The following is a 26,347-nucleotide window of genomic DNA, read 5'->3' on the forward strand; positions in this document are numbered from 1 at the left end:
GATCGAATCGGGATACGTTGAGCCATATCAAGACATCGATAATATATCACAATATGACATATTATCGATGTGGGTTTCGGTACGAGTGCAGGTCGACGTGGATATACTGCGCCGGGTGTCCGTCAACCCGTCAAGAGCCGCTTGAATGTTGCTGCGTCAGGGAGAAGCCCGCAACCACGACATCGACCGCCAACTCGCCTGCATACTTGCTGCGATTGCGGGGGCGCTGAACACCGCGGCCTTCCACGCCGTAGGATATTTCTCGGCCAACATGACCGGAAACGTGTCGTCACTTTCGGATAAGGCCGCACTCGGGCAATGGTGGGGCAGCACCTTCTATCTGACCATCGTCGTCATGTTCGTTCTCGGCGGCACTACATCGACTCTGCTGATCAACGCAGGACGCCGGCGCACCATCCGCAGTATCTATGCGATCGCTATCCTGGCGGAAGCCATCCTCATGACGGTGCTCGGTCTGGCGGAATGGTCGATCCCCTCGATCGAACGCGGCCCCGTGCTGATCCTTGGCCTGAGTTTCCTGATGGGGATGCAGAACGCCGTCGTGACACGCATCTCCGATGCCCGGGTGCGTGCCACCCACGTTTCTGGCATGTCGACCGACATCGGGATCGAGTTCGGCATGCTCCTCGATATCATCCGCGGACGGGAACCGGATGCCGAGCTCGCACCTTATTCCGCCCGGCTACGCTTGCACGTGCAAACTGTTCTCTCGTTCCTGACAGGCGGGGTCGCCGGGATTATCGTTTATCGGGCAATCGGCACCCGACTCCTCTTTGCCGTGGCGCTCCTGCTATTCGCAATGGCGATCACGGCCATCGTCCGTGCCCGGATGCAGGTATGCCAGCTGTGACTGGCAACAGGGCCGCGCACCACCAGATACGCCCGACCCTCGCCACATCCGTCATCCCGGTGCGGCCCTTCGCGCGGCTCGACGCTTACAACGCCTCCACGAGCTCGCGCTTCATCGATCGGCAATAGGCCGAACAGGCCAAATGGGCTGCGTTTGCGGCTGCGTTGATCATCGCACTTGCATTCGCGGGCTTGCATAGCGAGACGACGATCGGCGGCGGCACGGGCTTGAGCGGCAACTCCACGAATTCGCCCGTTGCCAGCTCCTCGGTGACGAAGAGGCTCGGAATACAGGCCACGCCATACCCATCGCGGACGAGCTGGACGATGGCCGCGACCGAGGGCGAGCATGTCACGCGTGCCTGATCGGGGTGCAAGCCTTCCTGCTGGGCGAGCGTATGAACGATGCTCTGCAGCGCGACCTGCGGTGCCGTCCCTCGCCCGAACGTGAGGATCGGGCGCTGCAGCACACGCGAGGCGAGGCCCGTCGTGCGCTTGGACGTCAGGCCGCGACGGGCGATCCATCGCACAGGATAGCTCGCGATCGCGCTCGATACGATCTTCGTGCTGGCGATGCCCTCCACCCTGATTGCGAGATCGATCTCTCCCGCCAACAACCGCTGTTGCAGCACGGCGCTTGAATCGACGGTCAAGTCGACTTCGAGCTGCGGATGCTTCGCATTGAGCTGCGTGATGTAATGCGACAACCAGGAATGCACGACCGTCTCGATCACGCCGAGGCGCAGCCTGCCTCCCACCACCGTTTCCCGCCCTGCCGCCTCGCGCAACGCACGCGCCGCCTCCACCACGTTGCGAGCGAGACCCAGCAGGCTTTCGCCGACGGGCGTCAGCCGGAACTGCGTCGTCGAGCGGTCGACGAGCTCCGTGCGCAGTTCGTCCTCGAGCGACTTGATCCGCAACGAGATCGCGGCAGGCGTGGCATGAAGCACGCGCGCCGTTGCCCGGAAGTTCTCGAGTTCGGCCAAGGTGACGAATGTTTCCAGAAAACGAGTGTTCATACAGACCATTCAGGTAACCGACCACGACGCCACAACCGGTGCACGTCGCGCATCGACGATGCGATCCGACCGGGACCGGGCCGTGCCGAATACGATCGATGCGTGTGTTGAGCGAGGGCATGATGTCAGGATTATCTTTCGATAAACCGTGGCGCTTCGCGTCGTTCTATCCGCGCGAAACCTGGCATACGTACAAGGTTTTGCGCCGGGCCACGGCCACAGTATCCGCATGCCCCGGCCCCGTCGCATCAGTACAAACCCCGACCGAATCGTTAAGGAAAGCTTAACACTTACGGCCGGAATATCTTGCTGGCGTGGCCTTTTTGACGCCCCTAATCTCCTCGCATCGACACCAGCGAAGGATGCGTTCATGCCATACGATTTCCGCAAACAAATCCGCTCCCGGACGTTCAGGGGGCCGACCGCCGGCTACTGCGGCGACTACGCCCAAGCCAATCTCGTGATTCTCCCGAGCACCCATGCCGACGACTTTTTGCGCTTTTGCGTGCGCAATCCGAAACCATGCCCGCTGCTCGGCGTGGGCGACCGCGGCGACTGGCGTCTGCCCTCCCTCGCAAAGGATCTCGACATCCGCACCGACGTGCCCGGCTTCAACGTCTACCGCGACGGTGTGCTGAGCGAGCAACCGGACAACATCGTGGATCTCTGGCGCGACGACTTCGTCGTCTTCGCGCTCGGCTGCTCGTTCTCGTTCGAGCAAATGCTCATCGAAGAAGGCATTCCGATTCGGCATATCGACGAAGGCGTCAATGTGCCGATGTTTCGCACGAACATCGCGAACGTCCCCGCCGGGCCGTTCGGCGGCCAGCTCGTCGTGACGATGCGCCCCATGACGGGCGCACAGGCTATCCGCGCCGTGCAGGTCACGAGCCGTGTGCCATCCGTGCACGGTGCGCCGGTTCATCTCGGTAGCCCCGAGGCGATCGGCATCGCCGATCTCTCCCGCCCCGACTACGGCGACCCGGTCGAAATCCGCGAGCATGAGGTGCCGGTTTTCTGGGCCTGTGGGGTCACGCCGCAGACGGCGCTCGAGCAAGCTCGCCTGCCGCTGGCCATCACGCACCGCCCCGGCCACATGCTCGTTACCGATATCCCCAACGCCACGCTGGCCGTCCTTTGATCGACCTCCCAGGAGAACGCGATGAATCCTGAAGCACATTTCCCATCGACGCACGATACGGGCGTCGCCGCGCCGACGAGCGGCGCATTGGGCTGGTACCGCCGCATGCAGCCGAACGAGCGGCGGGCCTTCTGGAGCTGCAAGATCGGCTACGGGCTCGACGCCATGGATACGCAGTTTCTCAGCTTCGTCATCCCGACGCTGATCGCGACCTGGGGTCTCACGAAGGGAGAAGCCGGCCTCATCGGCACGGTGACACTGTTGGCTTCCGCCGTGGGCGGCTGGGCTGCGGGCGTTCTGTCCGATCGCTTCGGGCGCGTGCGCACGCTGCAGCTCACGATCGTCTGGTTCGCCGTTTTCACGCTCGCCTGCGCATTCGCACAGAATTTCCCGCAGTTACTCGTCGCGCGCGGCTTGATGGGCCTCGGCTTCGGCGGCGAATGGACCGCTGGCGCCGTACTCATGGGCGAGGTGATTCATGCACGCGATCGCGGCAAGGCCGTAGGCATGGTGCAGGCCGGCTGGGCGATCGGCTGGGCCGTCTCGGCCGGCCTCTATACGCTCGTCTTCACCATACTGCCGCCCGAGCAGGCATGGCGCGCGCTGTTCGCGATCGGCATTGCCCCTGCGCCCTTCGTGATCTTCATCCGCCGCTTCGTCGAAGAGCCGGAAATCCATCGCACGCAAAAGCAGCTCGAACGCAAAGAGCACGCCGATCACTCGTTCCTCGAAATCTTCGGCCCGGGCATCTGGTGGACGACGCTGCGCGCCGCGTTGCTCGCCACGGGCGCGCAAGGCGGCTATTACGCGATCACGACCTGGCTGCCGACCTATCTGAAGACCGAACAGCATTTGAGCGTCGTCGGCACGGGCGGCTATCTTGCCGTCATCATCGCGGGCTCCTACGCCGGCTATCTGTTCGGCGCATGGCTCAACGACCGCTTCGGGCGCAAGCCGTCGTTCATCGCCTTCTCGCTCGCTTCGATCGTCATCGCGATCGTCTATACCCGCCTGTCGCTCAACAACACGCTGCTGCTCGTGCTCGGCTTTCCGCTCGGGTTTTGCGCATCGGGCATCTTCTCGGGCATGGGTGCATTCATGACCGAGTTGTTTCCCACACGCGTGCGCGGATCGGGCCAGGGGTTCTGCTACAACTTCGGGCGCGCCGTCGGCGCGACCTTCCCTTTCCTCATCGGTCACGTCGCTCAGAAGATGACGCTTGGGGCCGCGATCGGCACGTTTGCCGCCGCAGCCTACGGCATCGTGATTCTCGCCGCCCTCACCCTGCCCGAAACGCGCGGTGCGCAACTCAAGAACTGACCTCCTCCCCTATTCGCATCCGATCATGAAGCAAGTCACTCCCGCTCCTTCGTCCCCGTCCCAGCGCTGGCAGTTCTGGATCGACCGGGGCGGCACGTTCACCGACATCGTCGCCCGCCGCCCCGACGGCACGCTCGTCACGCACAAGGTGCTTTCGGAAAATCCGGAGCGCTACCGGGATTCGGCCGTCCAGGGAATCCGCGAGCTGCTTGGCGTGGCACCCGGCGCGCCCGTACCGGCCGATCTCATCGAATGCGTACGCATGGGCACGACCGTCGCCACCAATGCGCTGCTCGAGCGCAAAGGCGCACGCACGGTACTCGCGATCACCAAAGGCTTTGCCGACGCACTGCGCATCGCTTATCAGAATCGCCCGAAGCTTTTCTCACGTCATATCGAGTTGCCGACGCTGCTCTACGAAACAGTGGTGGAGATCGACGAGCGAATCGGCGCGCGTGGCGAATGTGTGCGCGATCTCGACGAGGCGGGTACGCGGGATGCGTTGCAACGCGCATTCGACGAAGGCATCCGCGCCTGCGCCATCGTTCTGATGCACGGGTATCGCTACACGGACCACGAGCGGCGCGTGGCCGCGATCGCCCGCGAAATCGGCTTTGCGCAAATCTCCACGAGCCATGAAACGAGCCCGTTGATGAAGCTGGTTTCGCGCGGCGACACGACCGTGGTCGACGCCTACCTCTCGCCCGTGCTGCGTCACTATGTGGAGCAGGTCGAGCAGGAACTCGGCCCCGTGCCGCTGCAATTCATGCAAAGCAACGGCGGGCTGACCGACGCGCACCGCTTTCAGGGCAAGGACGCGATTCTCTCCGGCCCCGCGGGGGGTATCGTCGGCGCGGCACAGGTGGCGTCGCTGGCCGGCTTCGAGCGCATCATCGGCTTCGACATGGGCGGCACGTCCACCGACGTCACCCACTATGCAGGCGAATACGAACGCGAGTTCACCACCGAAGTCGCAGGCGTGCGCATCCGCGCCCCGATGATGAAAATCCACACCGTGGCAGCCGGCGGCGGCTCCATTTGCACGTTCGACGGCGCTCGCTTTCGGGTCGGGCCCGAGAGTGCCGGCGCCAATCCGGGGCCGGCCTCATACCGGCGCGGCGGCCCGTTGACGGTGACCGACTGCAACGTCATGACGGGCAAACTCGATCCGCGCTGGTTTCCGCGGGTGTTTGGGCCCAACGGCGACGAGCCGCTCGACGATGCAGCCGTGCATGGGCGGTTTGCCGCACTCGCGCGTGAAGTGGCCGCCGCAACGGGCGTCGAGCGCACTCCCGAGGAGATCGCCGAGGGGTTTCTCACGATCGCCGTCGAAAACATGGCGAACGCAATCAAGCAAATCTCGGTGCAGCGCGGCTATGACGTCACGCAATATACGCTTGCCTGCTTCGGCGGCGCCGGCGGGCAGCACGCCTGCCTCGTGGCCGATGCGCTCGGAATGACGCGCGTGTTCGTTCATCCGCTGGCAGGCGTACTCTCGGCGTACGGAATGGGGCTCGCAGACGTGCGCGCGCTGCGCCAGAGCGCACTGGAAACGCCGCTCGATACGGCGGCCCTCGACGCGTGCGAGACCGCATTCGCCGCAATGGCGCGGGCGGCTCGCGAGGAAGTGGCCGATCAGCGGATCGCTGGCGACCGGATCGATATCCGGCGCACGTTGCATCTGAAATACGAGGGTACCGATACGGCACTCGAAGTCGACTTTCGGCACGACGTTGCTTCGATCGTCGCACAGTTCGAGGCGCTCTATCGCACGCGATACGGCTTTCTCATGCCGAACCGCGCGCTCGTGATCGAGGCCGCGGCCGTCGAAGCGATCGGCCGCACGCAGCAGGCTGACGACGAGCGCTGGCCGCTCGACGCAGGCGCCTGCACGCGCCCGGCTGCGCTTGCCGCCACGCGCGTCTATACGGGCGGCGCCTGGCGCGACACGCCTGTGTACCACCGCGATGCGATGGCACCCGGCGCGACGATCGACGGCCCCGCGATCATAATGGAACGCACGGGCACGACCATCGTCGAGCCGGGCTGGCAACTAAGCGTGACGCGCCACAACCACCTCGTGGTCGAACGCCGTGTGGCGCGCGACGTTCGTCATGCTGCGGGCACGAAAGCAGACCCCGTTCTGCTCGAGGTGTTCAACAATCTTTTCATGTCGATCGCCGAGCAGATGGGCGTGACGCTCGCGAATACCTCGTATTCCGTCAATATCAAGGAGCGCCTCGATTTTTCGTGCGCCCTCTTCGACGCAGATGGCAATCTGATCGCCAACGCACCGCACATGCCGGTACACCTCGGCTCGATGGGCGAAAGCGTGCGCACCGTCATCGAGCGGCGGGACGGCACGATGAAACCCGGTGACGCCTATGCGCTCAACGCACCCTACGCCGGCGGCACGCACCTGCCCGACGTCACCGTGATCATGCCCGTCTTCGCGGGCGAACAGCAGGCGGCACCGATGTTCTATGTCGCCGCGCGCGGACATCATGCCGATATCGGCGGCATCACGCCCGGCTCGATGCCGCCCGATTCGACCCACGTCGACGAGGAAGGCATTCTGCTCGATAACGTTCAATTGGTTGCGCAGGGGTGTTTCCTCGAAGGTCAAATGCGCGACCGCCTGCTTACCGGCGCATGGCCCGTTCGCAACGTCGAGCAGAATCTCGCAGACCTTCGCGCCCAGGTGGCCGCATGCACCAAAGGCGCTCAGGAGCTCGCGCGCATGTGCGGGCAGTTCGGCGTGGAGACTGTTGCTGCCTACATGCGGCATGTGCAGGACAATGCGGAGGAAGTCGTGCGGCGTACACTCTCCGTGCTGCAAGACGGGCGATTCGAGTACGCGTTCGACGATGGCGCGAAGATCGCCGTGAGCGTGGCGATCGATCGCGCGGCGCGCTCGGCCGTGATCGACTTCGAAGGCACGAGCGCACAGCGCCCGAACAACTTCAACGCCCCGTCGTCGATTTGCAAGGCGGCCGTGCTCTACGTCTTCCGCACGCTCGTGGACGAGGATATTCCACTCAACGCCGGTTGCCTGAAGCCGCTCGAGATCCGCATCCCGGAAGGGTCGATGCTGAATCCGCGGTATCCGGCCGCGGTCGTCGCCGGCAACGTCGAAACGTCGCAGGCCGTCACCGACGCGCTTTACGGCGCGCTCGGCGTCATGGCCGGCGCACAGGGCACAATGAACAACTTCACGTTTGGCGACGCGCAATTTCAGTACTACGAAACGATCTGCGGCGGCTCCGGTGCCGGCCCTGACTTCGACGGATGCAGCGCCGTGCAGACGCATATGACGAACTCGCGCCTGACGGACCCCGAAGTGCTCGAATGGCGCTTCCCGGTGCGGCTCGACGCTTTCGGCATTCGCCGCGGCAGCGGTGGCGCAGGCCGGCACACCGGTGGCGACGGCGTGGAGCGGCGCATCCGCTTTCTTTCGCCGATGACGGCCGTCATGCTCGCGAACCGGCGCGAGGTGCCGCCTTTTGGCCTGGACGGCGGCGAAGCCGGCGCGACGGGCGAGAACTGGATCGAGCGCGGCGACGGCACGCGCGAAGTGTTCGGCGCACGGCATCGGATGGCGGTACAAAGCGGCGACGTCGTTGTCATCCGCACGCCGGGCGGCGGGGGCTACGGCGTGCGCCGATAGCCGGAGCATTCTCGCGTGCCGCCACTTGCTTTCGCTTCAGCGGCTCCTGCTACGCTTCGCCGCGCTCTTCTGTCGCCATCGCAGTACGCCGGTGACGAAGAGCAGCGGCATGGCGAATCCGGACATGAAGACGGCAATGCGGCCGGTCAGCCCAAGCGCTTCCCCGCTGTGCAGCGGGTGCAGCCACGCGAGAAACGTATCCCCCGCAGATTGCGTCGCGATGTCGCGTGCGCCGACTATGTTGCCGGTATAGGCGTCGACCCAGACGGTCGTCGCCGGAAATCGGAAGCCCGGCTCGCCCGTCCGATGCAAACGGAAGCGATAGCAGCTCTGCGGCCCGTCCGGCGTTTCGAGCCATCGCGGCACCGCACCGGGAAAGTAGCGCCGGGCCGCCTCGAGCGCCTCGTCAAGCGAGAGCCGCCTAGGGCCGGGGACGCTTTGGCACACAGGCGCTTTGAACAGCACAGACGTCCGTCCAATCATCGGATTGAACGTCTCCGGCATGTCCAGCAGCACACCGGTCACGATCAGGACGGCGACCACGGGCAGCAAATAGATTCCGCCGATTTTGTGCAAATCGTAGGTCGTACGCTGCCGGCTTGCGGTGAGCCGCAGCGTCAGCGCGGCGCGGAAGTTTCGGCGCCTCGGCCACCAAAGGTACAGCCCCGAGCCTGCCGAAACAAGCGCGATGAGACCGATGCAGCCGACGATCTGCCGCCCGATGCCATCCATCAGCAACGTGTAATGCAGGTCGTAGAGCCAGGTCATCAACGTGTCGCCCCAGAACGCGTGATGTACGACATCCATGGCGGCCGGATCGATCCAGACGAGCAGCGGAGCGAACGTCTTGTCCGCTTTCTCGGCGGGCCGATAGTAGCGCGCCCGGATCAGCGACGATGCGCCGGAGGGAAGTTCAAGGCGCCAGCCGCGCGTCCGTTCGGGCCAAGTGCGCTTCAGCAACTGGATGACGGACTCGTAGGTCGGCGCATCGTTCGGCATCGCGGCGTGCCGGATCGCCGGCAATTCCAGCGCGTCGTCGAGGCTCGTGTAAAAGACAAGTGCGCTGCCGGTCAGCCCGATCACCGCCAGCAGGGCGCCCACTGTGAGCCCGAGCCACAGATGAATGCGCAACCATACAGTGCGCAGGTTGCGCTTGCCGGTTTCGATTTGTGCGAGGTCGTGCGCCATCGTATCAGTAGCTCACGGTCAGCGATGCGAACGCCGCACGTCCCGGCGCGGGTGAATGGAGCGCCTGCGTGTCGTCGTACCAGACGTACTCGTTGAAGCGGTTGAAGAGGTTCGTCACCTGGACATCGACGGTCATCCACTTCGACAACCGATACGCGGCACGCGCATTGACGGTCACCGCGTCGCCGAACTTGCCCTTTGTGTTGGTCGGCTCGAGGTAGTACGCGCTCTGCGCGTTCACCCATGTCGACAGGCGCAAATCAGACGTCGCTTGATAGTCCATGCCCGCCGACAGCAGATGGTTCGGCACGTGATCGACCTGCTTGCCGGCGCTGCCCGGATTCGCCGGTCCCGGGTCAACGATGCGGGCCATCTGGTACGTGTACGCGAACCACACGCCGACATCGCGCGTCATGCGGAGGTTGGCCTGCAGATCCACCCCGTGCCGTTTCGTCTTGCCGAGGTTGTCGTAGTCGCCGGTCGGATCGTTGAGCTTGCGGCGGACTTCGTTGCTGGCAAGCTGCTCCCAGTACGCGACGCGGCCGTCGATCCAGTCGGCCGGCTTGAATTTCATGCCGACTTCCCAGCCGTCGTTGATCGACGGCGCAAGATCGGCCGTGCGCGGCGGGATCTTGTAGGCGCCGGCTCCCACGCCAACCTGGAACGAGCGTCCGTAGTTGCCGTAGAAGCTGTAGCCGCGCCACGGCGTGTAGACGGCGCCGATCTTCGGCTGCTGAACGACGCCGTAGTCGTTCATGTCGTAGCGCGTGCCCGTCAGGTTGTTGGTCAACTGTCCGCCCAGCACGTCAACCCGGTAAGCCGGAATGATCTTCAACGTGTCGATCGGCTTGATGACTGCTTGCACGTAGGCGCCCCACGTATCGTACGAAAACGCCTGATCGCGAGTCTGCGACGTACGGACATGCTGGTTCGTCAGCCAGCGTTGGCTGACGTCGTCTTGCCATTCGCCGCTCACGCCCGCTTCCAATGCGAGATCGTGAAGCCAGTTCACCTGTGGGCGAAACGTCAGCGTGCTCAGAAAGCCGAGATGCCGTTCGTCGGAGAAGCGCTCCTGCTGGCTTGCCGAGGAGGAGAAGGTCACCCAGCGCCGCTCCCGGAACGTGTTCAGATAGGCGGTGGTCGACCACGACAGCAGGTTGGTGAGATCGACGTCGGCATACAGTGCGTATTGACCGGTCTCCCGCGTCGCCTGATCCGTCGCATTGAACGCGTACGATTCGGTCGGGTGAGCGCGGGCGTCCGCATCGGTCAGATAGCCCGGTTCGTCAGCCGAAACGCGCGCGTATCGTGCAGAGAAACCGAGTCGCACGTCGGACGTCGGGTGGAAGAACCACTTGCCGCTCAGCGCGACCTTGTCCGAATCGGAATGATCGCGGTAGCCCTGCGACTTGCGATAGCCGAATGCGTAGTTCTGCGAGAACGCATCGGTCTCGTGGCCGGCAACCGTCTCCGCGTCGAACGTGTTGTAGCTGCCGTAGCCGATTCGCCCTCGCGCGTAGTTGCCGCCCGTCAGGGTCGAGATGCTCGCGTTGCCTGCGATGTTGTGCAGACCGTAGCGCGGGTCGTTGGTCCCCCGCACGGTCTCGAGCGAATCGATTTCGAGCGGAAATACCGCGTCCATGAATGGCATGTTGCCGTCGTTGCTGTTCGACGGCACGCCGTCGATCAGAAGCTTGACCGCGTTGATTTCGCCTTCACCGTTGAAGCCGCGGAACGAGAGCTTGCCCGACGTCGTGCCTTGATTGAAATCGGTCAGCAGTACCCCCGGCAGTTGGCCGAACAGCTCCCACGGACTGCGCACGTTCTGGTTCTCGATATGGTCCGCGTCGACGCGATCGACCGACGTCAGAATGTTCTTCGAAGTCAGCGATCCCGTTCGTGTGCTGCTGACGTTGACCGTGCCCAGCACGAACGTCGAGTCGGCGTTGCCGGACGCGCTCGGCAGCGCGGACTTCGTTGTTTGAACCGCGCTGCTGCCGCGCGCCTTCGCCGGCTCGCTTGCCTCAGGATCGCTATTTTGCTGCTGGACAGGATCGGCCTGTGCCGTCAGGGCGACGGCGAAGCAGGCCGGGATAACCCACCATTTGTTCTTTACGCTGATCCTGCCGGTCGTTGCGATGGCGCTCTGCGCGCACGCGCTCGTGGCAGAGCGAACCGAGGTCGCGCCAGAGCGCGCGATGGCGATGCGAGTCAAGCGAAACATGTTGTTGTTTGTATGGTCAGGTTGGATGCGAAACGGATCGAACGCGGTGCTCGCGCATGGCCGCGAGCCGTTGCACGCGCTCAGGCGCGCGGGGTCGACGTCATGCGCAAACGATGCGCGCACGATGGCGTCGCCCGCGCGGTGCGGGCGTTCGAATGAACGCTTGAATCAAGTCGTATCAGACGAACGGCACGACGGCTCGCGCATATCGAATGCACGAGCCGCTGCGCGGGAACGTTCAGCAGAACACAGGAGGAGCGCGGGGCGGCGGACGATCGTCGAACAGCGATCGCACACGGGGAGGACTGCCTGGGAGAATTCGAAAGCGCTGCGCAACCCCGACCGGAAACAGCAGTTGGAGCAGCATGAACGACGCCACCGCGACGAACAGCGCGGCATTGAACGCGCACGTACCGTCGCCGCTGCCCGGGGACTGCGCCTTGCCCGCGTGCGGGCCTTGCTCGATCGTGTCGACGAGCGCCGGCGCGTCGTTGGCCCCGGTGGTCTGGGCACTCACGTCGAAACGGGAGGCCGATACGGCCGGGTCGAGAATCAGGGGGCCGTGGCCCGAGCACAGCACCACCGAGCCCGCATCCAGACCGTCCGGATCGAGCATCACGGCGCCGGACACCAGCGCGCGGGACAGCACTGTCACCAGGAGAAGACCCCACAGCAGCTGTCGCGCGACGCCAGGCCGATGCAGGAAGCGGCGAAGTGCGTTCATGGCGCGCGATTGTACCTCGATCCGGCACGACGGCCATGCGGCTTCCGCGCGCAATCGCCGTCATGACCACGATGCCGCGCCGTTCCGCTCGCAGACTGCAACCGCCCCCTGCGCCGCGAAAACGCGGTGCATCGTCGATCATCGGGAGCGGATGCTGCTGCATCGGCGCCAGCGGCCTCACCGCGGGCGATGACTTCGGCCGTCGTTTATCGAGTGTGACGTTTGCGGTATTGGTCGGCGATCACGGCGGCGACGATAATGCCGCCCTTGACGATTTCCTGGATGTACGAGTCGATACCGAGAAAAATGAAGCCGCTGGAGATCACGCCGAGAATCAACGCGCCGATGACGGTCCCCGTAATGCGCCCCACACCGCCCGCGAGGCTTGTTCCACCGATCACGGCCGCCGCGATCGCATCGAGCTCGTACGACAACCCCATGCCCGACTGGCTCGTCTGTGCCCGCGCCGATACGACCACGCCGGCGAGCCCGCTCAGCAGTCCTGCGATCACGTACACCGCGATGAGGCTCTGCCCTACCGCGATGCCCGACACGCGCGCGGCGTGAACGTTGCCGCCGATCGCATAAAGGCATTTTCCGTAGCGCGTGTAGCGCAGGACGATATGAAAAATCAGCGCGGCGATCAGGAAGATGGCGACCGGCTTCGCGCCGTTGCCGATCGCCGAGTAGGCATCGGTGAACATGCTGATCGGCTGGCCGTGGGTGTAATAGCGCGCGAGGCCGCGCGCGGACACCATCATGCCGAGCGTGACGATGAAAGGCGGAACGTTCGAGCGCACCGTGACCATGCCGTTGACGAGCCCGCAGAAGCCCCCCGCCAGCACCCCCGCGATTACGGGCACCGCCACCGGAAGGTCCGTCAGGCCCGGAAATACGGTTGCCCCGAAGCCGCCCGCCTGCGCGAGGCTACCGGCGATCATGGCCGACAATGCGACGACGGAGCCCGACGACAGATCGATGCCGCCGGCGATGATGACCATCGTCACGCCCACGGCGATGAGACCGATCTCGGACACGCGCAGGACCATGATCATGAGGCCTTGCGGGTTGTAAAGGAAGGACTGCCCGCGCTCCATCCAGCCCAGGCCTTCGAAGGCGAGCGCAATTGCGAAAAGCACGAGGAGAATGCCTGTTTCCTGCGGCAGGCGCCATTTACGCGGTGCGATGCCTGCCACATCCGCCGTGCTCGTCATTGCCGGTACACGCATGTTCGTCTCCTTCTCGATGGCCGCTTCAGAGACGCTCGCCGGAGGCCAGCGCCATGATGGATTCCTGCGTTGCCCGCTCGCGCGGCAGGATGCCGCTCACGGTGCGTCCGTGCATCACCACTATCCGGTCGCTCATGCCGATGACTTCCGGCAGTTCCGAGGAGATCATGATGATCGCTGCGCCTTTCCTGGCGAGTTGGGTGATCAGTGCGTGGATCTCGGCCTTGGCGCCCACGTCGACGCCGCGCGTCGGTTCGTCGAGGATGAGAATCCTCGGCTGATTCAAGAGCCACCGGGCGAGCAGGACTTTTTGCTGATTGCCGCCGCTCAGGTTCTCGATGGTTTCGCCGAGCCCCGGCGTTTTGACCTTCAAGCTGCCGCACATGCGCGCGCATTCGCCGTCGATGCGCTGCTGCCTCACGAAGCCCAGCATGCAATAGCGCCGCATCGCCGAGATCTCCATGTTTTCGCCCACCGACAATTGCGGGAACATCCCGCTGCCCTTGCGGTCTTCGGTCAGGAACGCAAGGCCCGACTCGATCGCCTCGCGCGGCGTGCGGATTCGCTTCGGCTTGCCGTCGAAGGCGATTTCCCCCCGGTCGGCCGGCAGCGCGCCGAAAATCGCCTCCATGACTTCGGTGCGGCCGGAGCCCATCAATCCGGCGAAACCAAGAATTTCGCCGTATCGCACATCGAAGCTCACGTTCGAGAACGCGCTGCGCCGGCCGAGATTCGTGACCGCCAGGGCCACTTCGCCAATGGGCACCTGCTCCTTCGGAAAAACCTGCGTGAGTTCGCGCCCCACCATGGCGGCGATCAGCGACTGCTTGTCGAATTCGCTCGCCGGGCGAGAGACGATGTGATGTCCGTCGCGAAAGATCGAAATGTCGTCGGCGATCTCGAACACTTCGTCCATCTTGTGCGTGATGTATACGATGGCCTTGCCGCGGGCCTTCAACTCGCCGATGATCCGAAAGAGCTGCTCGACCTCCCTGTCGGTGATGGCCGAGGTCGGCTCGTCCATGATGAGCAGGTCCGAATCGAACGAAACGGCCTTAGCGATCTCCACCATCTGCCGATTGGCGATGCTGAGCGAACCCAGTTGCGCTTCGGGATCGATATGGATGCCGAGCTGGGCAAAGAGGGCCTCGGTACGTCTGTTGAGCGCCTTGTGATCGACGAGACCGAAGACGTAACGCGGCTCGCGGCGAATCCAGATGTTCTCCGCCACCGTCATGTCGGGCAGCAGATTCAGCTCCTGGTGGATCATCGCGATGCCGCTGTCGAGCGCATGGCGCGGCGACTTCAGCTTGATCGGCTCGCCCTTGAAGCGCAGCGTGCCGCCATCGGGCGTGTAGATGCCGGCAATGATCTTCATCATCGTCGACTTGCCCGCGCCGTTCTCGCCCATCAGCGCATGAACCCGCCCCGCATGGATCTCGATGGAGACGTTATCGAGCGCGACGACGCCGGGGAAAGCCTTACGAACGTTCCGGGCCGCCAGCAGCGGCTCCATGCCCGAATGCATCGGGAAATGAGAACGCGCATCCGAGGCGCACGCTGCGATCGTTGGATTGGACATGGCCGCACTCTCCTGACAAATCTGAGCAACGAAAACATTCGCTCGATGCGAGGGCGGCACGCAGCCGCGCCTCGTCGGATGATCGGACCGCTGCCTCTTATCGGCTCAGAAAGCTTTTGTAGTTCTCGGGGGTCACGAGTTGATAGGGGATCCAGTCCTCGCGCTTCACGTTCCGGTCCCCGCTTGCCAGCTTGGCTGCCATGTCGACGGCGGCCTTGCCCTGCCCCTTCGCGTCCTGGAAGACCGTCACGGCCAGATCGCCCTTGGACATCGCGAACAGCGCGTCTTTCGTTGCGTCGACGCCGCCGACCAGCACCGTCTTCGGCGAGATGCCGGCCTGCTTCATCGCAATCAGCGCACCGAGGGCCATTTCGTCGTTGTTGGCCGCGATCGCATCGAACTTCTTGCCGGCGCTCAACCACTGGCTCATGAGGTTGATGGCTTGGCTGCGATCGAAGTTGGCGGTTTGCTCCGCGACGATCTTGATACCGGGGTTCTTCGATAGGATGTCTTTCACCCCGCGCGTGCGGTCGCGGGTGGCATCGGTGGATAACTCCCCGAGCATGACGGCGATATTGCCGCGCCCATCCAGCTTTTTGGCGAGGTATTCCATCTGCAGGTGCCCGGCAACGAGGCTGTCCGAGCCGACGAAGTAAGCGCCGTTGCCCATCGGCTCGTCGGGCTTGCGGTTGACGTAGACGATCGGAATACCCGCCTTGCGCGCCGCGTCGGTCATGCGCTTCGTCGCCGAAGCATCGGCCGGATTGACGATGATCGCCGCCACGTGCTGCGCCACGAAAGCCTCGATCTGGCTGACCTGACGGCCGACATCGCCTTGCGCGTCCTCGAAGTCGAGGTTGACCGCCTTTTCCTTGCCTTCGGCCGCCATGGCCTCGCGCACCGTGGTCAGGAAGTTGTCGTCGAAATGAGCCATCGACACGCCGATCGTCGCGGCGGCGAACGCCGATGCGGGAAGTGCCAAGGCAAACGACAAGGTAAGCAGGCAACGCAAGGAACGCGCGAAAGACTTCATGTTTGTCTCCGGATATATAGTCGAATCGGCGTGCCGCCGCGCAACGTGCGATGCGGGCATCACGCCTTTCAAGCCGTGTTATTCACGGTCTGGCCATTACGCCGATCCTGCGGGTCGCGACAGATGCTGCCGATCCTGACGCCACGGCGTACGGTGGTTGCCACAAGACACGCGACAACCGGCATACGCCGGCCCGCAAACGCGTTATGCCGCCTCGCGCAAACGTGCGGCCTCCACACCGATGCGGACGTGAGCCATGCTCTCGCGCAACAACGCCTCGATGTCGCTTGCCTGGGCGATCTCCTCGGCGAACGGCTCGAATGAGATGTGCCCGCGATAGCCGCGTTCACGCAGCGCAATGAGTTGTCGAATGTTGCCGAGGCGATCGCCGCAGCCCACTAGCACGCGATGGCGGTCGCGCATCCCGCTCACCGGGACGGTGCCGTCCTCGACGCCCGAGATGTGGACCAGGCCCGTCAGATCGGGAAAGAAAATGTCCTCGCCCGACAGATGATGGTGGAAGGTGTCGTGCACGAGCTTGAAGTGCCGCTCTGCCGCTGCGTCGTAGATGCCCTTGACGGCATCGGACTTTCTGCGCAGGGCACATTCCTCGAAACCGAGCGTCTCGACGAGGCCGAGCACGCCGTGATCGTCGAGAATCGGTTTGAGCTGCTTGAGCGCGGCGACGTAATCGACATGCCGCTCGGCGGCCGTACGGCTATCCAGCACGCTGTTCGTCGGGCACATGACGAGTGCCTTCGCGCCGCAGCCGGCGGCGTATTTCGCCAGCGCCACGGCCTCCTCGGCGCGCGTCGCGTCGAACTGCTCGAAGCGCTGCAGCGCGTTGATGGTGAGGATCTCGAGACCGGCTGCCTGCGTCGCTTCCTTGATCCGCTCGGCCGGCGTTCCATCGACGAGTTCGATGCCGGGCAGATCGTTGCGAATTTCGATTGCCTGGACGCCCAGGCGCCGGCACAGCCCCACGTAGTCCGCGAACGGCATTCGCGGAGCGCTCATACGGTTCAACGAAAATTGCACGGCGACGCTCATCGATTTGCCTCCGGTTCACGCAGATGGATGGTGTACTGGCGCTCGCACGGCGCCACCCGATTCGCACGTGCACGCGCAGGGGGCCGCCGTATAGATGCTGGAAAGGTAAGTGACTGATTGACGCGCCTCAACGAAAAGATTGATGATTTATCGTCAGCCAGAACATAGGGGCACGAGGCGGGGCACGGGTGCTGTGCTGCGCCATCGGATAAGCCCCGGCAAAACATTGGGAGACACCGATATGACCGACGCCGCATCGCCACGGCGCAAACGTACGCCGCGCTTCGTCGAGATTGCCGAGGCTGCGGGCGTGAGCCCCGCCACAGTGGACCGCGTGCTCAACGAGCGAGGCAGCGTATCGGCAGAGATGCGCGCGCGCGTGGTTGCCGCGGCCCGCCAGCTTGGCGTGCCGCGCGTGCTGCCCGATACGCGTCATGGGCTCGTCCATATCGACGTTTTGCTGCCCCGAAACGACACACCGTTTTTTCGACGCTTGAATCTGGCGTTGCAGCGCTCGATGCAGATGCTCGACAGGCGCATCGTGCTGCATCGCCAGATCCTTCCCGAAGACGACGACGACGTGATCACGCGCGCGATCTTGAACCCGCCGTATCCGCGCGCGGGCCTCCTCATCACCACGCACGACACCGCGAGCGTGCGCGAGGCGCTGCGCACGGTGAGCAGCCGCGGCGAATCGGTGGTGACGATGGTGACGGACATTCCCGACGTCGGGCGTGTGCATTACGCCGGAATCGACAACGCTTGCGCCGGGCGCACGGCTGGCTATTTCGTGGGGCGGCTCGCAGCACGGCCCGGCCGCGTGCTGCTGCTGTGCAGTCGCAAGGATTACCGCGCGCATATAGAGCGTGTGCGAGGCTGTAAAACCGAGCTGCTGAAATCGTTTCCAACTCTCGTCTGCGAAGAGGAGCCGATGGAGACGCTCGACGACCCGGACCGATGTCATCGGGCCGTTGCATCCGCGCTCAAGCGCGGCGAACTGGTTGGGATCTATAACAGCGGCTATGGCTCTGCCGGCGTGGAAGCTGCGCTACGCGTGGCCGGTGTGGCGGGCAAGATCGTATGGGTCGGCCACGAAATGCTCGATCATCATCGGCAGTACATCGAACAAGGCACGATGGATATCGCGCTCGACCAGGACCCGGACGGGCAAGTCATGTCCGCGCTGCAGCATCTGCTCAATGCCTGCGGCGTAGTGGATGCGCCCGCGCCGCCCGGCCCGGTCGAATTCCGGATCTTCTGCTCGTCCAATGTCAGGCGCAGCCCGTATCTGGTCGACGACGAATGTGGCCACGCTGTTTCGACGGGGCGCGCGCGGCATGCGGCGGTTTGAGTACGGCTGTCGTTCGGCATCCACCGCGAGCGCCACGGAGGGGGAGGCACCCGCATCTCCTGGCCCACCACTCCGCCCGAGATTCGCCATGCATGCAAATTGTCTTTATAATTCAATGACTAATGATTTCTTGAATTCGCCAAGTGAACGCCAGCAACATGATCGAACCGGCCTTCCCTGACGACGGCCAAATGGTCGATGTCCTCGACAGAGTCGGCGATCTGCGAGCCGCGGCGGCCCGGCTGTCGGCGAGCGCGGGACCGGCCTCACGTGCGGTTCTCACACCGCTGCTTCGCGCGATGAATTCGTATTACACGAACAAGATCGAAGGACAGCAAACTTATCCTGCAGACCTTGAAGCCGCCCTGGAGCAGAAATTCTCGAAAGAACACGAGACATACCGCCGGCAACAGCTTGCCCTCGCTCATATGCGTCTTGAGGCCGAACTCGAGCCACTCGCGCTTCAGATGTCATGGGCAGAACAGCTCAGTCCGGACTGGATCACTCGTATTCATCGGCAACTCTACGAGCAGTTGCCTGCGGAGTCGCGGGTTATCCTTGACGCGCAAGGCCAAGTGCGCGGCTCTTTGGCCCCAGGTGCGTTGCGCGAGATCGAGGTAACGGTAGGCAACCACCTTGCCCCTCCGGCTGCAATGCTGCCCGACTTGCTGCGGCACTTTGTTTTTCGCTATGGCGTCGAGCACTATTCCGTCAACAAGAAGATCGTTGCAGCCGGCGCTTCCATGCACCGCCTATCATGGATTCACCCGTTTGCGGACGGCAATGGGCGCGTCAGCCGGTTGCAAAATCACCTCCTGTTGACCCATTTGGCGCTCACCGACGGCCTGTGGTCTCCGATGAGAGGACTTGCCCGGCGGCAGGGCGATTACTACGCTGCGCTTAGCGCGGCTGACCAGCGGCGCCGGAACGATACCGATGGGCGCGGAAACCCGAGCTCGAGCGGCTTGACACACTTCGTGTCGTTCTGGCTCGACGTCTGCCTCGATCAGGTCAATTTCATGGCTGGCCAGCTCGATTTCCCCTCGCTCGAGCACCGCTTCAACAGTTTGGCCTTGCAGATAACGCATGACTTCGGCCGCAGCATGGCGCACTCGCGTACGTCGATTTACCCGGAGCAACTCGGTCGGGCGCTTTACCGCTTGTTTCAGATCGGCAAGCTCGATCGCGGAGAGTTCAAGGCAATGCTCGGCGTTGCGGACCGGACTGCATCCCGCACGGTCGCTCAACTGCTGGCCCTGCGGCTCGTGAAGACGACAAGCCGGGTCGGGCCCATCGAGCCCGCCCTGCCGTTCTTCAGTCTGCGTTTCCTCTTTCCGGGCCTCTGGCCGGAAAGCGAGAGCGTTCCCCTGCCAACGATCGAATCACATCGAGCGCAAGACGCTCGCGGGATCGAGTAAAGCCGAGCGAAGCACACCGGCCGCCGCGTGGCCGGGATAGGGCCAGTGTCCGGCGCCGAGTCTCCAAGACACGGTCAAACCATTTCGCGGGCGCTCGCATCAATAGATTTTTCGGGCGAAGGCTCACGATTCACGTGAGCGCATCCGACGCGTTTCTATGCAGGTGGGCATGACGCATAGCCCGCCGAGCCCGGAATTCATCCGGATAACGATGCAAGGAGATGCAAGGAGCCTCATCATGCCTTTCGATCCGATACTGCCCCATCGCGTGAAACCAAGCGAACTCGAGTTGATCAATCCTGTCTGGATCGACATTGAAGCGAACCCCAAGGAGTTCGTTGCCGACCAGAGCCTGACCTATCTTTGGGTGTTGCGTGACGACGGCAAGGTCATTCTGGGCATCGAAGAGCCCTGGAAGTATCCGCAGGCATTCAGTGACGCGGTGCGCGAAAAGCTCGACGAGATGCGGGACCATTACGAGGCGCAATATCAACAGAACGAAAAGGACGGAAGCGGTGGACACCCTACCCTGGCGGCCTGGTTCGATGAAACCGGGAGGGCCGATCCCCGGGGAGGCTACGCCTTCCTCGGCGGGGAATTGAAATACGACGGCCAGATCGGCGGATGGATGCTGTCGAACAGATCCGGCCGATTTGGCCGTGGAGCGGGTCTGACCGACGGGACCGTCTCCGAGGAAGCGGTTCTGGAGGCGATGAGCTTCGCAGCCCAGGTGATCGAGGCGCAAACGGGCCTGAACGTGAGCATCGAAGTCGTGCGCAAATAATCGCGATCGGGCACGCAGAGGATGACCGACGCGGCGGATAAACCGCCGCCGCGGCCCGGATCACCGGCTCGGCTCGCTCGAAGCCCTCGTCGAGCAGAGCCGCCACGGCCGCTTTTTTTGTCAGCCGTCGCGGAAGATGAAACTGTATGCGCTCAACGCGGGCACACCGCCCAGATGCGCATACAGCACTTTCGAGCCCGGCTCGAATTCGCCGCGGCGCACTTTGTCGATCATCCCGTGCATCGATTTGCCTTCGTAGACGGGGTCCGTCAGCACGCCTTCCATGCGCGCGCAAAGGCGGATCGCTTCGAGCGTGCCCTCGTTGGGCAGACCATACTCGGGACCGGCATAGCGCGTGTCGAGCACGACGTCCTTCTCGGTGATGTTGCGGCCGAGATCGACGAGCTCTGCCGTATGCCGTGCGATTCGCGTGATCTGCGCGTGAGTTTTTTCCGGCGTTGCCGAGGCATCGATGCCGATGACCCGATCGGCACGCCCGTCCGCTGCGAAACCGACGACCATACCGGCTTGCGTGCTGCCCGTCACCGAGCACACGACGATGTAGTCGAACTTGAAACCAAGTTCCGCTTCCTGCTGGCGCACTTCTTCGGCGAAGCCGACAAAACCCAGACCGCCATACGGATGCTCGGAGCAGCCTGCCGGAACCGGATAGGGTTTGCCGCCCGCTTTGGTCACGCTCTCGAGCGCCTCCTCCCAGCTCGGGCGAATGCCGATATCGAAACCGTCCGGCACGAGCCGCACGTCCGCGCCCATCATGCGCGACATCTGAATGTTACCGACGCGATCGTAGACCGCATCCGAGTAATTGACCCAGTTTTCCTGGACCAGCACGCACTTCATGCCGAGATGCGCGGCAACAGCGGCCACCTGCCGGGTCTGGTTCGACTGGATACCGCCGATCGATACGAGCGTGTCGCACCCTTGCTCGAGGGCGTCGGGAATCAGGTATTCGAGCTTGCGCGTCTTGTTGCCGCCAAACGCAAGACCGCTATTGCAGTCCTCGCGCTTCGCATACAGCTCGACCTTGCCACCCAGATGCTCGGTCAGACGCTTGAGCGGCTGAATAGGCGTTGGCCCGAACGTCAGGGGGTAACGGGGAAAGCGTTGAAGGTTCATTCAGTGTCTCCGGAGAGGGGCGATCCATGCGAGTACGGGCTTCGCCGGCGGTGCGGCTGCGCGCGTTGCCGTAGGAAAAATGATAGGGATATCCGTGAGAAATAAGCTTGCGAAATAAATCGCAATGACCTACTTTGGAAGGCCACCCGGCGACGTATACGAATTTTTCATTCTTAACGCCCACGGTCCACGCAATGAAATTAGGCAGTCCAACGTCACCTCCTTCCGGCGCCCAGCCCGCATTGGATCGCATCGATCGTGCGATCCTCAGGTATCTGCAGCAGGATGCGTCGATCTCGAACGTCAACCTTGCCGCGAAAGTGAAGCTCAGCGCGCCCGCATGCCTGCGGCGCGTCGAGCGGTTGAAGGAAATGGGCCTGATACGTGGCATCGTCGCGCTGCTCGACCCGAAAGCGCTCGGCGTCGGGATGCTGGTCGTAATCGGTTTCGTGCTCGATCGGTCGACGCCCGAAGCGTTCACCGAGTTCGAGAAGGCCGCGCAGAAGGTGTCGGGGTGCGTCGAGTGCCACGTCGTAACCGGCGAGTTCGATTACTTCATGCTCGTGCGCACGAAGGACAACGAGAGCTTCAATCGCTTGCACGCCGAGCAGCTGCTGTACCTGCCGGGCGTGCGGCAGGTACGCAGTTTCATGGTGTTAAAGGAAATTTTGTCGACGCATGCGCTGCCGCTGTGATGCGGCTCCCCCGCAAGCACTGCGGCAACGCGTGGGACAACGTCGCGGCGGCCCGGCAACCGCATCTTGAGTTTCGGGCGTGGGAGGCTCAGCACTGCAACGGGTCAGCCCACTTACCATGCCCCGCCTGCAAAACGAAGACTGACCGACTCGCGGTCACGCCATTCGCAGCGATCGGATGACGAGCAAGCGGTCAGAACATCCAGCAACGCCTTCGGATCGCCTTCGACGCAAAGCAATTCCCTGTGCACGCGCGTCAGAAACGATTCGGCAACTACATGATCGAGAAATGTCAGCAACCGATCGTAGTACCCGCCGACGTTGAGCAATCCCAGCGGCTTCTCCAGATAGGCAAGCTGGTTCAACGTCCATATTTCGAAGAGTTCCTCGAGGGTGCCGATCCCGCCCGGCAAGGCAATAAACGCATCGGCCAGTTCCGCCATTAGTGCCTTGCGTTCATGCATCGAGCCGACGATACGCAAATCTGCCAGACCGCGGTGCGCGACCTCCATTTCGACAAGGGCTCGAGGAATAACGCCCGTCACATGGCCGCCCGCGGCCTGCACGGCGTCGGCGATCGCCCCCATGGAGCCGATCGCCGCTCCACCATACACGAGGCCGATGTTTCGCTCGGCGAGCAATGTTCCCAGGCCCGCCGCGGCCTCGAGGTAACGGGGCGCCCCCGCTTCGCTGGAACCGGAAAACACGCAAATCCTTTGCATCGAGCCCTCCTCAAAGATCAGCAATACGAAGGTGCCCCGCGCTCCCGGAGGGGGTACCTACCAGGCGTGAGCGACGTGCCTCCAACATGTCGGCGGTGAAGCGAACCGCTGCTCCTGCCAGCACGCATGCTCCCAATACTCGCGGGCGATGAGCTCGACCCAGTCATCGAAGATCTCAGGCGCCGCGTTCGACAGTTCGACGACCGGTATGCCAGCGGCGCGAGCGTAACCGATCAATTGCCGGTATCCGTCGATATCTTCGAGCACCGCGTGCGTTCTCGGATCGCGCCAAAGATCGACTAATTCGTCGAGCATGCTCCGTTCTCCAGCCGGCGCATCGAGCATCGCACGAGCACGGCCGCGGGCGCGCTTCATGAACACATCTTGCGCTGGCAAGGGGACTCTTTGCAGCACCCACTCGGCAATATGCGCCCATGAATCGTCCGCAGTCATCTCGTTGAAGAGAGAAACCGATCCTCCCTCGAGAATCAGCGCCGGCAAATGCCTTGAGTAATCGAGCACTTTCGCCTTGAGGAGCCGGTTTGCCTCGGCGGCCGACACGACGCCGTCCGCCACTCGCCGGTGGCAGAGATACTCGCGCGCCGTACCTTCCAATTCCTCCGGAGAGGGGCGACCGCTGCCCACGGCGATTTCATGGCAGCATTGCACACGGTCCAACGACAGCACAGGCACCCCGACCATGCGGGCAAGCGCCACGGACAGCGCGGTCTTGCCGGTCGTAGTAGGCCCCCAGATCATGTAAAGGCGGATCGTCATCGCGTTCCCCCCTCCTTCAGTTGTGCAGCAGGGAAATACGCGAACGTGTGCGGTCCGACAGTTCGCGAGCGTACTTTTCCAGGGAGCCCGCCACGTGGCAGGCAACGCCCTTGTTCCAACCCGACGAAAACAGCAGCCCGCACGCACCCGGAGCGTCAGGCGAGGGGTCGCGCCATTCGACGCCGCCCGAAAGGTAATCCCGCAGGGACGCCATCAGTTCCGTGCCGTAGCCGTGGTTCAGATAAAGCAGGCACACGTGAGCGCTCGATGTCATGCGCCGTTCGAACTTCTCGCCGATGCGCGACAAATGCGACAACCCGGCCGAGCGCCCCGGAACCACGACAAAAACGACCTCGCGCGCGAAAGCGCCCCGCTGTTCGTCGTCGGCCCGGCCAGCCGGTTCGAAAACAACTCGCTTGGTGCCGTTCTGGACCGTCAATGCCACGTACTCGCCATGCAGGTGCTGCGATGGCGTCACGAGGATCTCTCGCACCAGCGGCGCGAACTCGAGATCGTCGAAGCAGATCGCCTCGGTCAGGGCAATCAATTCGAGCGATCCGATGCCGTTAGGCGCATCATTCGACGACGACGATGCAAACATCTATCACTCCCCAATAACATTCCTAATATGCGTTTAGCCGGACCGTACGCTGCTCAGACGCACCCACCCCCACCCCTCAGAATGGGAATCACTCGCGTACCATATAAGTCATACGACGTTGACGTGGATTGCTTATCGATCCGATTTCCGGTGAAAAAGCCGACAATGTTATTGGCGCCGGTTTCTCGCATTTCGGAGCAGATCAGGTCTGCTACTTCCTCCGGCGTACCGGCGACAATGTCCTCGTCGAGAATGGACGGCAATTGCGCCTGTGCTGCACGCGCATGGCGGATAGCGAGGTCGTGCGTTTCGGCGACAAAAATGCACCGACGTACCGCCATGTCGTTCGGCGAAACGGATTTTCCGGAACGTTCCGCAGATTCACGATAGGCATCGAAGATTTCCACCACTTGCTGCCGCGGCAGGAATCCGGTGCAGATTTTGTGGCCGCGTTTTCCTGCTTCCCTGGCCGCGTTCACCGTGCGCGCCGTGGCCCAGATCGGCGGCGGCTGTTGAAGCGGCTTTGGGACGATCTGCAACCGCTCGTATGTCCAGTAGTCGCCGCGGTGCGAGATGCCGGGCCGCTGCCATGCACGCTCGAGGATGGCGAGTGACTCGAGGAACATCGGCACGACATCACTTTCGCCTATGCCGACCGCCGCCATTTCGGCGGGATTCGAGCCGCGTGCGACTCCTACCTCGAGGCGGCCCTGAGTCAGGTGATCGAGCACGGCAACTTCCTCCAGGAAGCGCCATGGTTGCCAAAGCGGCAGGACCCATCCCAGCACACCGATGCGTAGTCGCTGCGTTCGCGCAGCGACGAATGCGGCGAACAGCCCCGGTGCCGGAATGGCGCGGGCGCCACTGAAATGGTGCTCACTAAAGAAGATGCCGTGGAATCCCAATTGCTCCGCCCTCGCCCACAGATCGCTATGCCATGCATATTCGCGCGAACAATTTTGAACGTCGAAGTTGATCGGGTCGTCGTCGCTTGAAATATTGACCAAGTCGAATATCCATGATCGGATCATTTCTTCAATCTTCCTTTTCAGATTCCCCGCGATAGGATCAATTAATGAGGCCAATCAAGTTATTCTATGTCGACACGGGTTGCACCGTAACATATCGATCGCGTAGAATCGCCGCATCCCGCCATAACCGGCGTCGAATTGATTTTCGAAATATACCTGCAAGCGGAGGAGAATCTCGTGTTAAACAATGAATCGAGATTTGCTTGACGAACCGCTGTATCGTATGCCCTCTCGGTCAACTGCCACAAGCGAGCTGACTGTCTCCTCCTCTGCACTTGGCCTCTCGATGATTCTTATCAACGTGCAATGACTTTATATGTTCTCAGGAAGCCTGAAAAGGAGGCAGTTTTGCGACACCAGGTGACGAAAAGTAGACCTTCGACACGCGGCGAAGCGAAGGATGACAAGGCTCGCGACGTTTGCGGACCGGCGGCCGACGCGGCCGATCCATGTCCGGTGCGCGATGTGCTCGACCGGGTCGGCAGTAAATGGAGCCCGCTACTGCTCTTGTGTCTTACCGAGCGATCACAACGGTTCAATGCGCTGAGGCAAGCCGTCCCCGAGATCTCGAAGCGGATGTTGACGCAGACGTTGCGCAGCCTCGAGCGCGACGGGCTCGTTACTCGTCATGTGTTCGCGACGAAGCCGCCGAGCGTCGAGTACCGGCTGTCTCCGCTCGGACGGTCGTTCCTGAGTCCGCTTGGGGCGCTGATCGAATGGGCCGGCGAGCATCATACGGAGATACGCGTCGCACGGCAGCAATTCGATGGGGTTGGGGTTTGAT

Annotated in this window: 22 protein-coding genes; 9 read left to right on the plus strand and 13 right to left on the minus strand. The window is 63.0% G+C overall.

Annotated elements, in window-relative coordinates; translation table 11 throughout:
* Positions 1-145: 145 nt before the first annotated feature.
* Positions 146-871 carry a YoaK family protein gene (locus tag U0034_RS20890; protein ID WP_085225157.1) on the plus strand — a complete coding sequence of 242 codons (726 nt, stop codon included), beginning with the start codon at positions 146-148 and terminating at the stop codon, positions 869-871.
* 85 nt (positions 872-956) lie between these two features.
* On the opposite strand, the gene U0034_RS20895 is transcribed toward U0034_RS20890, so the two are convergent.
* A complete protein-coding gene (locus tag U0034_RS20895) occupies positions 957-1,889 on the minus strand; it encodes a LysR family transcriptional regulator (protein WP_085225155.1) in 933 nt (310 codons plus the stop codon).
* Positions 1,890-2,259: 370 nt separating this feature from the next.
* Here U0034_RS20895 and U0034_RS20900 point away from each other — a divergent pair, with 370 nt between their 5' ends.
* From U0034_RS20900 to U0034_RS20910, 3 genes are read left to right on the plus strand one after another with little or no spacing between them, the layout of a single operon-like run.
* The gene (locus U0034_RS20900) at positions 2,260-3,030 is read left to right on the plus strand and encodes a putative hydro-lyase (RefSeq protein WP_085225153.1); all 771 of its coding nucleotides are present in this window, start codon (positions 2,260-2,262) and stop codon (positions 3,028-3,030) included.
* A 21-nt stretch (positions 3,031-3,051) separates the two neighbouring features.
* Positions 3,052-4,350: an MFS transporter gene (locus U0034_RS20905; protein ID WP_085225150.1), complete on the plus strand. Its 1,299-nt coding sequence runs from the start codon at positions 3,052-3,054 to the stop codon at positions 4,348-4,350.
* Positions 4,351-4,375: 25 nt separating this feature from the next.
* Positions 4,376-8,017, plus strand: a complete 3,642-nt coding sequence (locus U0034_RS20910) for a hydantoinase B/oxoprolinase family protein (RefSeq protein WP_085225148.1) — start codon at positions 4,376-4,378, stop codon at positions 8,015-8,017.
* A 36-nt stretch (positions 8,018-8,053) separates the two neighbouring features.
* Here U0034_RS20910 and U0034_RS20915 read toward each other — a convergent pair whose 3' ends face one another.
* The 7 genes from U0034_RS20915 to U0034_RS20945 all read right to left on the minus strand — a co-directional run bounded on the left by U0034_RS20915 (position 8,054) and on the right by U0034_RS20945 (position 17,047).
* Complete coding sequence (locus U0034_RS20915) at positions 8,054-9,205, minus strand: PepSY-associated TM helix domain-containing protein (RefSeq protein WP_085225146.1); 1,152 nt, start codon at positions 9,203-9,205, stop codon at positions 8,054-8,056.
* 4 nt (positions 9,206-9,209) lie between these two features.
* Complete coding sequence (locus U0034_RS20920; RefSeq protein ID WP_085225525.1) at positions 9,210-11,429, minus strand: TonB-dependent receptor; 2,220 nt, start codon at positions 11,427-11,429, stop codon at positions 9,210-9,212.
* A 238-nt stretch (positions 11,430-11,667) separates the two neighbouring features.
* Positions 11,668-12,153 carry a hypothetical protein gene (locus U0034_RS20925; RefSeq protein WP_085225523.1) on the minus strand — a complete coding sequence of 162 codons (486 nt, stop codon included), beginning with the start codon at positions 12,151-12,153 and terminating at the stop codon, positions 11,668-11,670.
* Positions 12,154-12,359: 206 nt separating this feature from the next.
* Complete coding sequence (locus U0034_RS20930) at positions 12,360-13,382, minus strand: ABC transporter permease (RefSeq protein WP_085225143.1); 1,023 nt, start codon at positions 13,380-13,382, stop codon at positions 12,360-12,362.
* A 25-nt stretch (positions 13,383-13,407) separates the two neighbouring features.
* Positions 13,408-14,964: a sugar ABC transporter ATP-binding protein gene (locus U0034_RS20935; RefSeq protein WP_085225141.1), complete on the minus strand. Its 1,557-nt coding sequence runs from the start codon at positions 14,962-14,964 to the stop codon at positions 13,408-13,410.
* A gap of 97 nt (positions 14,965-15,061) precedes the next feature.
* On the minus strand, positions 15,062-15,997 hold the full coding sequence (locus U0034_RS20940; protein WP_102622942.1) for a sugar ABC transporter substrate-binding protein: 936 nt from the start codon (positions 15,995-15,997) through the stop codon (positions 15,062-15,064).
* A 204-nt stretch (positions 15,998-16,201) separates the two neighbouring features.
* Complete coding sequence (locus U0034_RS20945) at positions 16,202-17,047, minus strand: TIM barrel protein (RefSeq protein WP_085225139.1); 846 nt, start codon at positions 17,045-17,047, stop codon at positions 16,202-16,204.
* Between the two features lie 241 nt (positions 17,048-17,288).
* Between U0034_RS20945 and U0034_RS20950 the strand changes: the two genes are divergently transcribed.
* The 3 genes from U0034_RS20950 (at position 17,289) to U0034_RS20960 (ending at position 20,600) form a co-directional block, all read left to right on the plus strand.
* Entirely contained in the window at positions 17,289-18,398 is a 1,110-nt protein-coding gene (locus tag U0034_RS20950) for a LacI family DNA-binding transcriptional regulator (RefSeq protein ID WP_085225136.1), read from the plus strand.
* Between the two features lie 143 nt (positions 18,399-18,541).
* Positions 18,542-19,816 carry a Fic family protein gene (locus tag U0034_RS20955; RefSeq protein WP_102622943.1) on the plus strand — a complete coding sequence of 425 codons (1,275 nt, stop codon included), beginning with the start codon at positions 18,542-18,544 and terminating at the stop codon, positions 19,814-19,816.
* A gap of 238 nt (positions 19,817-20,054) precedes the next feature.
* Positions 20,055-20,600: a hypothetical protein gene (locus U0034_RS20960; RefSeq protein ID WP_139831117.1), complete on the plus strand. Its 546-nt coding sequence runs from the start codon at positions 20,055-20,057 to the stop codon at positions 20,598-20,600.
* Positions 20,601-20,720: 120 nt separating this feature from the next.
* On the opposite strand, the gene U0034_RS20965 is transcribed toward U0034_RS20960, so the two are convergent.
* Entirely contained in the window at positions 20,721-21,737 is a 1,017-nt protein-coding gene (locus U0034_RS20965) for a 1-aminocyclopropane-1-carboxylate deaminase (RefSeq protein WP_085225129.1), read from the minus strand.
* A gap of 194 nt (positions 21,738-21,931) precedes the next feature.
* Between U0034_RS20965 and U0034_RS20970 the strand changes: the two genes are divergently transcribed.
* The gene (locus tag U0034_RS20970; protein ID WP_085225127.1) at positions 21,932-22,432 is read left to right on the plus strand and encodes an Lrp/AsnC family transcriptional regulator; all 501 of its coding nucleotides are present in this window, start codon (positions 21,932-21,934) and stop codon (positions 22,430-22,432) included.
* A 113-nt stretch (positions 22,433-22,545) separates the two neighbouring features.
* Here U0034_RS20970 and U0034_RS20975 read toward each other — a convergent pair whose 3' ends face one another.
* Genes U0034_RS20975 through U0034_RS20990 form a run of 4 tightly spaced genes read right to left on the minus strand, consistent with a single transcriptional unit; the run spans position 22,546 to position 25,563 of the window.
* Complete coding sequence (locus U0034_RS20975) at positions 22,546-23,154, minus strand: LOG family protein (protein WP_085225519.1); 609 nt, start codon at positions 23,152-23,154, stop codon at positions 22,546-22,548.
* 57 nt (positions 23,155-23,211) lie between these two features.
* Positions 23,212-23,931 (minus strand): isopentenyl transferase family protein, encoded by a 720-nt coding sequence (locus tag U0034_RS20980; protein WP_085225124.1) that lies wholly within the window; start codon positions 23,929-23,931, stop codon positions 23,212-23,214.
* 16 nt (positions 23,932-23,947) lie between these two features.
* Positions 23,948-24,532 (minus strand): hypothetical protein, encoded by a 585-nt coding sequence (locus U0034_RS20985; protein WP_085225122.1) that lies wholly within the window; start codon positions 24,530-24,532, stop codon positions 23,948-23,950.
* A gap of 53 nt (positions 24,533-24,585) precedes the next feature.
* Positions 24,586-25,563, minus strand: coding sequence for an LLM class flavin-dependent oxidoreductase (locus tag U0034_RS20990; protein ID WP_085225120.1), 978 nt, complete (start codon positions 25,561-25,563; stop codon positions 24,586-24,588).
* Between the two features lie 360 nt (positions 25,564-25,923).
* Between U0034_RS20990 and U0034_RS20995 the strand changes: the two genes are divergently transcribed.
* Positions 25,924-26,346, plus strand: coding sequence for a winged helix-turn-helix transcriptional regulator (locus tag U0034_RS20995; RefSeq protein WP_327197073.1), 423 nt, complete (start codon positions 25,924-25,926; stop codon positions 26,344-26,346).
* Position 26,347: the final 1 nt, after the last annotated feature.

This window comes from Trinickia caryophylli (genome assembly GCF_034424545.1).
Classification (GTDB): domain Bacteria; phylum Pseudomonadota; class Gammaproteobacteria; order Burkholderiales; family Burkholderiaceae; genus Trinickia; species Trinickia caryophylli.